Source organism: Psychrobacter sp. AOP5-GZ1-6 (assembly GCF_052376345.1).
Taxonomy (GTDB): Bacteria; Pseudomonadota; Gammaproteobacteria; order Pseudomonadales; family Moraxellaceae; genus Psychrobacter.
Window position 1 is genome coordinate 1 of record NZ_JBQSVP010000090.1, and the last position, 12,577, is coordinate 12,577.

Sequence of the window (12,577 nt, forward strand, 5' to 3'; positions counted from 1 at the left end):
TATGCTGTACCAAGGTCACTATTTTGCTATGCTAGAAGCTCCCTTGGTTTCGGATATTGCATATGCTAAGTACACCAACCTCTTTGTCATCTCCTACCACACAATGGTCGCACCTCCTCAATTCACAGCGCCTCGGTACTACCAAAAAATTCAACGCCAATAAAAGCACCCGTTCTCAGTTTCATAAAGACTATGATAGGCTTGTTTTTTCGCATTCTTTTCGACAGCTCAATCAAAAAACCCAAGTCCATCCGCTGACCAATCAGCTAGGGATTCATACTCGCCTAACGCACTCGCTTGAAGTGTCGTGTATTGGACGCTCTTTAGCCATGATGGCAGCAGAAAAGCTTCATGATAAATTAGCCAGCGGTTTACCCACAGGTATCTCGCCAGCTGATGTTGGCGTCATTGTACAAGCAGCATGCCTTGCCCATGATATCGGCAACCCACCATTTGGTCATGCAGGTGAGTATGCCATCCGTGACTGGTTCGTAAAACCTGAACATCAAACGATGCTGCAAGATTTCAATACTAATGAAAAACTCGACTTATTAGCATACGAAGGTAATGCTCAAGGGTTTCGGCTGTTGGCCCGCAATGAGCATCATCCAGATAAAGGCGGCATGAGACTGACTTGTGCGACATTAGGTGCTTTTATGAAGTATCCATGGTTAGCGACACATAGCAACCCTGATGTTCAAAAGCTTTCTCAAAGCGCTCTAGCCACTAAGGTGCAAAAGTTTGGCTGTTTTTATAGTGAAGCCTCGCAATTAGAAGAGTTAGCAGCGTGCTTAAATTTACCGCGCTCAGAGCAGCACGATGGCTTTGCGCGGCATCCACTGGCTTATTTACTAGAAGCCGCTGATGATATCTGCTATGCCCTAATTGACTTGGAAGATGGCATTAATCTGAATATACTTACTTACGCTGAAGTGGCTACTATATTTTACGAGCTCATCGGTGAGCGACCTACTAGGATTGACTTACCCACACACCTCTCCATCAGACAAAGTCTAGCGTCATTACGGGCACGAGCGATGATGCGTTTGGTCAATACTGTAACCGATGCTTTCGTCACCAATAGTGACGCCCTACTTGCTGGAAAACTAGACGGCAGCCTATTTGATCACTGTGACACAACAGTACAAAATGGTATTAACCAAGCCAAACAATTGGCACGTGAAAAGATATTCAATCATCCAAGCAAAGTGCGCATGGAGCTGATGGCCAATCAATGCCTGCATCGTCTATTAGACGCCTTTATGCCGCTCGCTTGGACAGGAAATGATACAACATCTCCATCACAGTTCATGTCTTTTGAGCAGCAGCGCCTACTAAAACTACTGCAGCCACATCTCCATGAGCATCGCCGTGACTTGTCAGACAATGTCTATCACAATATTTTAAATATTTTGGATTTTATTACGGGTATGAACGACCACGAGGCCTATCGACTGGCTCAAGAATTGCAAGGTCATTGGAGTACGATGGTTTGATAGACCAGTGTAGTTTAATAAATTCACGCAAATTGCGTATTTTATTCGTATTTTTATGCTGAAATGAGTATGATAAAACCCTATCGGATAATTTTGAAATATTATGAGTAGTCGCGAACAAAAAAAACTTCAAACTCGGCACGCTTTTTTTAATGCTGTGCTCGATTTATGTATGACAGGACAGTCTTTTAGCTCTATCAGCCTCAGACAAGTCACGCGTGAGGTCGGTGTTGTGCCGACGGCATTTTATCGGCATTTCGATGATATGGAATCACTCGGGCGGGCGTTGGTGGTTGAAGAATTAGGAGGCACGTTAGCCATATTAAGCGACAGCTTACAGATTGGACGTAAACGCAGCTTCGATCGTCAAATTGCCAAGAGTATTCAGTTGTTTTTATACATGGTCAGTGATCAGCCTTATTACTGGCAGTTTTTGATCAGTGAACGTTATGGTGGTTCAGAAGCGGTTCGTAAAGCCATCAACGACCTCATTAAAAAACATGCTCAAGGCCTCGCTGATGACTTAGCACTACAGCCAGCATTTACGCATATTAATGCCTATGATCGGCGTTTATTGGCTGAAGCGGGAGTAAACATGTTCTTTTCTTGGATCATTGATTGGTTAGAGCTGACCTACACAGAAGATCATGATGATGAAATTGATTTGAATGAAATTGAAGAGAATAAGCAGTTGATGCTACATAACTGCACTCGCCAAGCACAGATGCTATTTTATGGTGCTTATAACTGGAAATCTAGCGAAGAGACCTGCTTAAAAGATTAGATTGGTTCGCCATCATGCCTGCTATGGCAAAGGCTCTATAAAAGTCTTATTAGCAAACTAGGAGATGTTGAAGATTCATAAATAGCTGCCTGTTTTCGCTAAGCACGTTTCTAAACAAGGCGTGAAACGACGGTGATGCTCATGCCTTAACTAGGTTTGCAACACAGTTAAGGCATGAGCATCAGCGCCAATATCAATAGAAAGAGACAAGACTACTTTTGCCATTTCATCATTAGGCATAGACGTTTAGAATCACCAAACCTACTATTTTTAACGTCGAGATATCTAAAAAATAGTCCTTAGCAGTGTCATCGTCGAATATCAAACACGCCCGAACAAGCATCGATATTTCGATTAATAGTTGGTATTACGATGCTCTTCTGACTCAGTCTCAATTTGTTCTACCAATTCCTGCATATCTTCATCCATGACTTCATCACTGACAGCAGGATAATGACTGGGCAATTCTAGTATCTGCTGCACAAAGGCATAGCGTAGCGTATCTCGGCGACCCAAATAACGCTGATAAAAGCTCGAATTCAGCAGTCCTGCTCCGCCCTGACCCATGGCCCAGATAGATGACAGATAATCACGCGTACTCAAGCTACTGCGCTCATCCTTTAAGTAAGCACTGATAATATCAATCAAGCGTTTCATGCGCTGACGGCGAATATCATACAGTTCACCAAATAAGCGATTAAGACCCGTCGCCGATGCTGCCAAACGCTCTTCAATCTGATTCAGTAGCATGGCTTTTTGCGGATTAAATAATTGCTGAAAAATCATACGCGCCACGCCTGCCGATGCACAGTCATCAATCCGATTAATATCAAACAAATGCTCTTCATAACGTATAATAATACGTAAATAAAGCTCATCCTTACTGGAGAAATGTTTATATAGCGTACCTTTAGCCAAATCTAGCTGGTCTGCCAAACTGTCTAAAGTGATATCACCATCACCCGACTCAAGTAGCAGTTGCTCTGCCATCGCCAAGATATTCTCTTCTCGTAACTTGAACTGACGTTGACGACTCATAACCTCTCCTAAAACCTAACAACATTTAGCACATAATCATCATTTATATCAGATCAGCGATATGATCAGTATCAAATCATATAAAGCCTTCTAGAAAAAACGATAGAGAACCTGCTTACACTTCCTAATTAATATTTTATAATCATACGCTTATACGAATTAATAGCCTATAACTATAAGCCCGTACAGCAAATGACTGACTGGTCATAGCATAACCATTTTAATGATACTGTGCCAGTAAATTTTCAAAGTTTTTTGCAGTTAATGCGCCTACCTCTTCGCTACTACAACCATACATATCCGCGATGCAACTTGCAACGTAAGGTACATATGCAGGCTCATTGGGTTTACCACGTTTGGGTACAGGCGCTAAGTAAGGACTATCAGTTTCGATAAGCAGTCTGTCTCTAGGCATGTTTTTTGCGGCATCTTTGATTTGTTGGGCACTTTTGAAACTGACGATACCCGAAAATGAGATATAGAATCCTAAATCAAGTGCTTTTTTTGCAGTCTCCCAATCCTCGGTGAAACAGTGAATAATGCCGTGCTCTGCCCCTTCAGCTTTTAAGATATCGATTGTATCTTCTTTAGCATCACGCATATGTATGACCAATGGCTTTTTCAAACGTTGACTGGCATGAATATGACGAGCAAGGCTGTCTTGTTGCGCCTTTTTATTCTCTGTCGACCAGTAGTAATCTAGCCCCGTCTCTCCAATTGCCCATACATGATCTGCAGCAGCGGTTTCTACCAAACGCTCAACAGTGGCTGATTGTAATACGCTAATATCTTCACAAGGATGAATCCCCACACTCATACCAAGATTAAGCGTGTCATCACCATAGGTGCTAACGATATTGGCAATCTCATCATATTCAGCAAAATCACACATAATCGCCATTGCTCGAGTGACATTGGCTGCTTTCATAGCCGCGATTGCGCCCGATAATTGACCATCATATTTGGTCAAATCTAGACGGTTTAGATGGCAGTGTGTATCAGTAAACATAAAAATCTCGTTAATAAAAATAGAAAAATAAAAATGGATAAATAAAAATATTGGCATTCAATATCTGAATAAATAATTCAATAGATGGTTTAGTTATTGTTCTTAAACAGGCTATTTTCAAGTACTGTTTAACGGTACACTATCAGCAGTCCCAATATTTGAACGTGCAACAGATCCCATTATGAACCCTAAAAAAACCATCACCTTATCGCCTATCATAAAAGCTATCGTGCCCAAACAATTGTATAAGCGACGGTTTTTGTTACAGGATAAAGGACACAGCAATCATATTGATATCGCTAGCGATGCGTATATTGTTGGCGACTCAGCTATCACCATTCGTAAAGGTCATGACAATCAAATTACCATCGGCAAACGCGGTAAATTTAATAGGTTAAAAATTGACATCAACGGTAATCACAATCATATAACTATCGCAGAGCAGGTCAAATTCTCTGGGCAGTTATTAATCGTTGGTAACCATCTACACATTCATATCGGTGAACGCACCACCGCGATTGACTGTTATATTTTGGCACGTGACAAAAGCGTGAGCATTGGTAACGCTTGCATGATATCGCGTGGCATTGAGATTCGCGCCACTGACGTGCATAAAGTTTATGATATGAACGCTGACATTAGGATAAACACTGCACATTCAGACGTTGTTTTAGGAGATCATATTTGGATTGCTGCCAATGTGACGATTTCTAAAAACGTTTCTATAGCCAGTGGCTGTATCATTGCAGCTGGCTCTTTTGTCAATAAACCAGTCGTCACCCCTAACTGCATGGTCGCAGGCACGCCAGCAAAGGTTATCCGTCAAAATATACGTTGGGAGCGCTAAAAACTGTTTAATGCTCTAGCATTAATTTAGCGGCACCACTCGCATCACTTCCTCTATAGTCGTCACTCCTTCACTAATGCGCTTGGCACCTGATAACCGAAGTGGTTGCACTCCTTCACGGTATGCTTGCTGCTTCAGTACATCCAGATTTGAGTCAGCCGCGACTAGTTTTTTGAGCTCAGTTGACAATGGCATGATTTCATACAGACCTACACGGCCCTGATAACCAGTATGACGACAGTGCTCACAGCCATTTGCGGTATACAGCTGTGCGGGCACTGGTGCGCGCCAAGGTTGTACTAGCTCTTGCCACTGAATCGCTATTTCACTATCAGGTATGACATCGATCGCTTGTTTGCAATGCGGGCATAAGGTACGTAGCAGACGCTGTGCCATCACCCCCAAGATAGTCGCCGAGGTTAAAAATGGCTGCACACCCAAATCATGCAAACGAGTGATTGAGCTTGGTGCATCGTTGGTGTGCAACGTCGAAAGCACCAAATGCCCTGTTAGCGAGGCTTGCACTGCCATATTGGCTGTTTCGGCATCACGAATCTCACCGACCATGATGATGTCTGGATCTTGGCGCATCAAGGAGCGAATACCATCGGCAAAGTGCAAATCAACGCCTGCATTTACCTGCATTTGGTTAAAGGCTGGCTCGATCATTTCAATCGGATCTTCAATGGTACAGACGTTAACCTGCTCTGTGGCAAGCTGCTTCAATGTACTATACAAGGTGGTTGTTTTACCCGAACCCGTTGGGCCTGTGACCAGAATAATTCCGTTCGGATGCGATGTCATCTCATTCCACATATCAAGCTGCTTACCAGAAAGGCCTAGCTGCGCAAACGAGCGTACCAGCACCTCAGGGTCAAACACACGCATGACCAACTTTTCACCAAAAGCGGTCGGCATGGTAGAGAGACGCAGTTCCGTTTCTAGTCCTTTTGGTGTGCGCGTTTTTAGTCGACCATCTTGCGGTTTCCGCTTTTCTGCGACATTCAGCCGTCCCAGAATTTTAATCCGTGCTGTGACCGCGACGATAATCGCTAAGGGCATCTCATAGACGGTATGCAACACACCATCAATGCGAAAACGCACCTTGCCAGTCTCACGGCGTGGTTCAAGATGAATATCACTCGCCCGCTGCTCAAACGCATATTGCAACAGCCAATCAACGACTTTCACGATATGCTGATCATTGGCATCAGGATTGGTGTTGTCACCCAATTGCAATAACGCTTCAACATTAGTAACATCAGATGCTGCACGCTTATGAACGCTATTTGCACCCGCAATCGCTTGCGTCACTTGATAAAATTCTTGGCGATAACGATTTATTTGCTCAGGATTGATATAAACCGTACGATAGCTTTTGGCTTTGATGAGCTTTTCAATACTCGATTGCCAGTCAGTATAAAATGGCTGATCGGTACCGATGACCACTTCGTCCACCGTGACCTCAACTGGTAATATGTGCTGTGAGCGTGCATATTCAAACGACATCAACTTTGTCACCGCAGGCACATCGACTTTTAGGGGGTCGATACGCACGAGTGGCATACCCGCTTTGGCAGCGAGCCACTGATTCAGCCATGATAACGTTAATTTGTTCTCAGCACTGTTATCGACCGCATGACCATTTGGCAAACCAAAATCACGAATGGTCAACAGTGGGTGCTGCGTCTTATCACGTCGGCTGGTAATGACCAGATTATAACCACGCTGATCGATTACCTTATCTGCCAACAGCTCATCCAGGCACCAACGCAAATCAATCACTATCGAATATTTTTGCTCAGACATATTTTTCTTCTTTTATCGTTTTAGAATATATGGTTAAAAATGATATCAATTTACATCACTTCTACAACGGCTGTTATTTGTAGTTCATCTACTGCTATCAACTGAAAGCTCACATCAACAGATTTATAGCGCATAGTAAACGGCATATTTATTTGAGTACGACGATAGGCAGGACGCGGATCTTGCGCAACGAGTGCTTTAATAACATCTATATCAGACAATACTAACTGACTCTGTATCTGACCTATAAATGCCGCAACCGTATCCTGTTTTATATTAACTGCTTGGTCATTCTCAAAAGTCTGCTCGGTATCAGCTAATGCTAAAAACTGCTCGTAGGCAGACTCCGTTATCGTCACCTCCAACCGCTCAGGAGCAGAAGGAGCAAACCCGCTTGCGGCCTCTATCAGTGCATCACTGTAAGCCACATACGGCTTTATATCAACAATAGGCGTGCCATCTATCATGTCCGCACCGCTAATGACGAGCAATGCTTTCCCTTGTACGATTTTGATATGCTCCAGCTTGACGACTGACAACCCTAACGCCGACGGTCGGTACATACTACGACTGGCAAAGACGCCTATCTTTTGATTACCGCCCAGTCTCGGTGGTCGTACTTGCGGGCGAAAGCCAGTGGTTTTTGTCGTAGCTGTATTTTTGTTAGCCAAATTGTCTGTTTTTATGTCTTTATTTATGTTTTCTTTTATATTATTTTTTACATAATTGTGATGAAATTGCCAACTGATCCAAACATGGCTAAACGCTTCTAACCCCGCAAATGCCGCTGGCGTGTCATAAGGCGCTAGCATCTCGATCACACTCGTCAGCGCTACCAGATTGGGCTGACGCGGCGCACCAAACTTCTGTGATAGCGGCGCACGGTGGTAACCAATGATTGGCGCATGATGATTTTCTAAAACAGTACATCCATCAGGCATAAACCCTCTCCAAAACATCCGCCGATAATGACATTTCACCTATCGTCGATCCACTATAAAATAAATACAGCGATACCGGTTACATTTTGCACAGCCTCTATCTATGGGCACAGCAAGCAAGAAAAATGTAAACCATACCCTGTGGTTGCGCCTCTTTTATTTAGGGCTGACGATATATAAAACAGCTTGAATACAAAATTATTCACTAACGATATTCCATTTTATCATGCTACATAATCATTGCTAGACGGATTTTTATTTTAAATTTTGCTATTATGAGCAAGAATAATTATTGAGAATGAATTGCATCCAGATTAAGATGCCCTGTAGCTTATTTATACAGACCAATTCATATAAACTGATTCATACAGACTGTATTTATATAAACTAAAGTATACTGCGACATCTGGACACTGCCTGACTATTTAAGCATCATCATAATAAAGGTTTGATGCAGTGCTATATGACACATTCAATTAATACTATTAACGCAAACAGCGACTATTTAACGAGGACTTTATGTCAAAACTTCGCACCGAAATGGTTACAGAGGTTCATCACTGGAATGACTCTCTATTTAGCATAAAAACTACTCGCGACGACGGCCTACGCTTTCGTAATGGTGAATTTGCGATGATTGGTCTCGTCGTCGATGGCAAGCCATTATTACGTGCTTACTCGATTGCCAGTGCTAATTACGAAGACCAATTAGAGTTTTTCTCTATTAAAGTACAAGATGGCCCACTAACCTCACGCCTACAACACATTAAAGTAGGCGACGAGCTATTGGTTAGCAAAAAACCAACGGGCACGCTGGTATTAGATGATTTATTACCAGGTAAGCATTTATACATGCTATCAACAGGCACAGGACTGGCACCGTTTTTGGCCTTGTCACGTGATCCTGAAGTGTATGAGCGTTTTGAGAAAATTATTTTGGTCCATGGCGTACGTCATACCAAAGATTTGGCCTATCGTGATATGTTCGAAACCGAGCTGGCCAATGATGAGATATTTGGTGAATGGTTCCGCGAAAAGTTCATCTACTACCCGACTGTGACTCGTGAAGAGTTTAGAAACCAAGGTCGTATCACGGATCTTATGAAATCAGGCAAGTTCTTTGAAGATATCGGCTTACCACCGATGAATAAAGACGACGATCGCGTGATGATTTGCGGTAGCATGCCATTTAATGCAGAAGTGTCTGCTATCTTAGATGACTTTGGTCTCACCGTCTCACCACGTATGGGCGTACAGGCTGACTATGCGGTTGAGCGTGCTTTCGTCGGTTAGTATGATACAGAGATTGGAGTTTTTGAGAAAATCAAAAATTATAGTAAATAATTCTTGACGGCTAAAAATAGCCTGCTATAATACGCAGCCTATACAGAGTTAACCCTGTAGCCCAATTCAATAATACCTATCTAGTAGATATTATTACCTAACATGCCAGTGTGATGGAATTGGTAGACATGACGGATTCAAAATCCGTTGCCTTTAAAAGCGTGTCGGTTCGAGTCCGACCACTGGTACCACTATACGAAACCCTTACAGTCTATAGATTGTGAGGGTTTTTTATTGCGTGAATTATTTATAAATTGGTCGAGTAATAACAGCGTAAAATAAAATTTTGATACTATCTTGATACTTTAATACATCTGCATGTTCACGTATTATAGTGCTATTAATATAATAACTGCGGCGTGACGGATGAATTATGAAAGTTAAGCTTAGTAAGAAGTTTATCGATTCAGTTGCATATGCTTCAAATGGTACAGACATCTACATGGATGAAGTATTAACGGGTTTTGCACTTCGTGTGGGTAAGCAATCTAAGAGATACACGCTTCATAAACGCATCAATGGTAAGCTCTATCGTTACGAAGTTGAAGAAACACATCTAATCACTTTGACTGAAGCTCGTGAAAAAGCGAGCACGATGATGGTCAACATAAAAAAGGGACTTGATGTTTACGATGGTTATCACGCTACTCCAAAGTTAAAAGACATTCAAGATTCTGATATACCAACACTTAATGAAGCATATACCTACTTTAAATCTATGAAGCCAAATCTTGCCAGCCGTACTATTGAAACTTATGATCAGCAAATACTTGGTCGACTCGATGACTGGCTTGATATATCGTTAAACGATATAACTAAAACTATGATAAGTGAAAAACATAAGGAAATCAGCAAATCTAGTCCAGCTCAAGCGAATGCTACTATGCGAGCTCTTCGATCAGTATGGAATTATTGTCAAGATAGCTTCTTAGATGACGATGAGGAGTACATAATAAAGGATCAACCCATTCGAATACTGAATGCCAAAAATGATTGGAACAAAATTAAACCTCGTACTCGTCATGTTGAAGAAGAGTATTTAGGAGTATATTTTAGAACTTTGATTGAACACCGTGACGGTAGTTCTTTCAAACAAGCATCTTATAGCAATAATGCTCGTGATCTTTTACTGCTTTTTATGTTTGCTGGAGTTCGCTTAAATGAAGCGCAGACACTAAGATGGGAAGATGTAGACCTTGACGCTGCTCGTATCGTTTTTAAAGCCACTAAAAATGGTTCTGATTACCATATGTCTACTGGAAAAATACTTCAAGCCATACTTAGTGAACGCTATAGATTGAGCAATGGAGAGCGTTGGGTATTTCCGAGTGATTTGAAAAGAAGTAGCGACCACGTTAAAGATTTGAGCGGTAGTTATCATTCAATATCAAACAAAGCTGGCTTGCACATTACGCCTCACGATTTGCGTCGTACATTTGGCACTGTCGCTAATGGTCTTAATGTAACCTATCCAGTGTTAAAGAGACTGCTCAATCATCGTGAGGCTAAATCTAGTGATGATGTGACACTACATTACATACAGGTATCACAGCGACAATTACGTGAAGCTTTAGATGAGATTGAAGCTTTTTATTGCAAGCATATAGGAATGACTCAAGATGAGGTGATTAAGAGTCTCTTACAGACATAACTTCATATAATTTTTTAAAGTTCTGTACAACTAACTAATCGATAGAACATGTAATGACATTTTGATTAGGAGACATACTATGGGTATCAAACTTGAATTTGGTATGACACAGAATAGTAGAGATCAAAAAATCTGTGTTGATTATTGGGCATATGATCATAAGGAGGATTATCTTGAACATGTACAAATGCTATGTCAGAAATATAGAATCAGCTCAAATCTATTGTTTGAGACGATTGCTCAATGTTACGCTTGTTTAGATGATATGCTCTGTGAGTACTGTGCAAGTGCTTGCCCGGTAGAGATGCCAGCAGATATCCTATATATGCGTGCTCAAGATAGTTGGTGTTGTATGGTTTGCAAAAACGCAGTATGGCAAAAGGATTACGTTTGATCGCTTTCAAACTTATATAGTAATTATTGCAAAATCTACAGTAGTAAATTACATTATATGATTTTTTATAAACAATCATATATGCCAATTATTCTGATTAAACTGGTTCACTATCTCTAGTAACCCATTTACCAAACTCAAAACTCTCGTTATATTTGATTTTGAAACTGTTGTTTACAAGGTAAACACATTCCGTATTAAGAGTTGTATTCGAAGTATAGAATTTTTCTGTATTAAGACCTAAATGCTTTATAAAAAGCGGCTTAGTGAAAAATTTTTTTAAATAGGTACTATATTGACCATCTCTATCTATGACAAAACCACATTCAACACAAGTGTTGACTATAAAAACTTTGTTAAGTATTTCACTACGCACCTTTTTTATGGGTGAAAAAACATAATTCTTAGAAAAATGTGTATTAATAATTCTAAGCTCTTTATCGCTACAATCTTTTATTTTCTTAGAACGTACTTTATAGTCTTCTTTATATCTCACCTCAGAAATTATCGGATTGGAGTAACCACATTTAGCGCAAGAGTCTTTACTCACCCCTAAAGTCATCTCAGTGATACCGTTGGATTTAAATCTAAACTTTGTAGAGGTGAATCGCTCATAAGGTATAAAAACTAGGCCCTGTGAAACCAATCTTTGTATAAAATTCTCTAATGGTAGTGTAATAGGCTTAAATGAACGGTGGTTGTACCGACTACTGTTGCTGTCTAGCTTATTCACGTTATAAATCATATAAGCTTGATTGCCCTGCGTCTTATTTCTATAAATAGAGAATACAGGTATGTCTTTCGTACTATAGGCATAATCGCCTGTAATTGCGTTGGTATCTTTAATTGAGCCACTTCTAAGCAACCACGCACACCTTACACCTGATTGAGCATATTTTTCTTGTCTGCGTTTTGTTTCTATAAAAGTTTGAGGGCTCCATTGCACTTCAATTGCAATCTTAGCTTTACCTTTTTCTACGTAGATATCTGCTATCCATTCCACCCCACTAGGGGTAACCCCTCTTTTTTCGACTTCTACATTCCAACCGTTTCTATCTAATTCTTTCATAACAAGATATTTGATATGCATGTGTTCGGCAGTTTCACCACCAGTCGAGCAGTTAGAGTCTTTAGGTTTTGCCTTATGAGCGAAGAACTGCGTACCTAGCTTACTTGTCTTTAGTATTGCCTGATTACCACAGCAAGCCATATTGAAACTGGACGCTTTATCTTCTTTTAAAGCTATCCAATCTTTTAAGCTATA

General features: G+C 41.0%; 11 protein-coding genes and 1 tRNA gene. 7 read left to right on the forward strand and 5 right to left on the reverse strand.

Going from position 1 to position 12,577, the window contains the following annotated elements:
- The first annotated feature begins 62 nt into the window (after positions 1-62).
- On the forward strand, positions 63-1,496 hold the full coding sequence (locus tag ACT3RN_RS11055; RefSeq protein WP_192520136.1) for a deoxyguanosinetriphosphate triphosphohydrolase: 1,434 nt from the start codon (positions 63-65) through the stop codon (positions 1,494-1,496).
- 103 nt (positions 1,497-1,599) lie between these two features.
- The gene (locus ACT3RN_RS11060) at positions 1,600-2,280 is read left to right on the forward strand and encodes a TetR family transcriptional regulator (protein ID WP_192520135.1); all 681 of its coding nucleotides are present in this window, start codon (positions 1,600-1,602) and stop codon (positions 2,278-2,280) included.
- Positions 2,281-2,634: 354 nt separating this feature from the next.
- On the opposite strand, the gene ACT3RN_RS11065 is transcribed toward ACT3RN_RS11060, so the two are convergent.
- A complete protein-coding gene (locus ACT3RN_RS11065) occupies positions 2,635-3,318 on the reverse strand; it encodes a TetR/AcrR family transcriptional regulator (RefSeq protein WP_192520134.1) in 684 nt (227 codons plus the stop codon).
- A 220-nt stretch (positions 3,319-3,538) separates the two neighbouring features.
- Positions 3,539-4,327: a TatD family hydrolase gene (locus ACT3RN_RS11070; protein WP_192520133.1), complete on the reverse strand. Its 789-nt coding sequence runs from the start codon at positions 4,325-4,327 to the stop codon at positions 3,539-3,541.
- A 181-nt stretch (positions 4,328-4,508) separates the two neighbouring features.
- Between ACT3RN_RS11070 and ACT3RN_RS11075 the strand changes: the two genes are divergently transcribed.
- Entirely contained in the window at positions 4,509-5,174 is a 666-nt protein-coding gene (locus tag ACT3RN_RS11075) for an acyltransferase (RefSeq protein WP_192520132.1), read from the forward strand.
- A 21-nt stretch (positions 5,175-5,195) separates the two neighbouring features.
- Here ACT3RN_RS11075 and ACT3RN_RS11080 read toward each other — a convergent pair whose 3' ends face one another.
- Together ACT3RN_RS11080 and ACT3RN_RS11085 are read right to left on the reverse strand one after the other, a co-directional pair.
- Entirely contained in the window at positions 5,196-6,983 is a 1,788-nt protein-coding gene (locus ACT3RN_RS11080) for a GspE/PulE family protein (protein WP_192520131.1), read from the reverse strand.
- A gap of 50 nt (positions 6,984-7,033) precedes the next feature.
- Positions 7,034-7,924: an SAM-dependent methyltransferase gene (locus ACT3RN_RS11085; protein WP_192520130.1), complete on the reverse strand. Its 891-nt coding sequence runs from the start codon at positions 7,922-7,924 to the stop codon at positions 7,034-7,036.
- 519 nt (positions 7,925-8,443) lie between these two features.
- On the opposite strand from ACT3RN_RS11085, the gene ACT3RN_RS11090 reads away from it, so the two are divergent.
- The 4 genes from ACT3RN_RS11090 (at position 8,444) to ACT3RN_RS11105 (ending at position 11,313) form a co-directional block, all read left to right on the forward strand.
- On the forward strand, positions 8,444-9,217 hold the full coding sequence (locus ACT3RN_RS11090; RefSeq protein ID WP_192520129.1) for a ferredoxin--NADP reductase: 774 nt from the start codon (positions 8,444-8,446) through the stop codon (positions 9,215-9,217).
- Positions 9,218-9,372: 155 nt separating this feature from the next.
- Positions 9,373-9,459, forward strand: a tRNA-Leu gene (locus ACT3RN_RS11095).
- 182 nt (positions 9,460-9,641) lie between these two features.
- Positions 9,642-10,919, forward strand: coding sequence for a tyrosine-type recombinase/integrase (locus tag ACT3RN_RS11100; protein WP_192992368.1), 1,278 nt, complete (start codon positions 9,642-9,644; stop codon positions 10,917-10,919).
- A 79-nt stretch (positions 10,920-10,998) separates the two neighbouring features.
- A complete protein-coding gene (locus ACT3RN_RS11105) occupies positions 10,999-11,313 on the forward strand; it encodes a hypothetical protein (protein WP_025650829.1) in 315 nt (104 codons plus the stop codon).
- A 97-nt stretch (positions 11,314-11,410) separates the two neighbouring features.
- Here ACT3RN_RS11105 and ACT3RN_RS11110 read toward each other — a convergent pair.
- A partial coding sequence (locus ACT3RN_RS11110; protein ID WP_444518633.1) for a competence protein CoiA occupies positions 11,411-12,577 on the reverse strand: 1,167 nt, incomplete at its 5' end.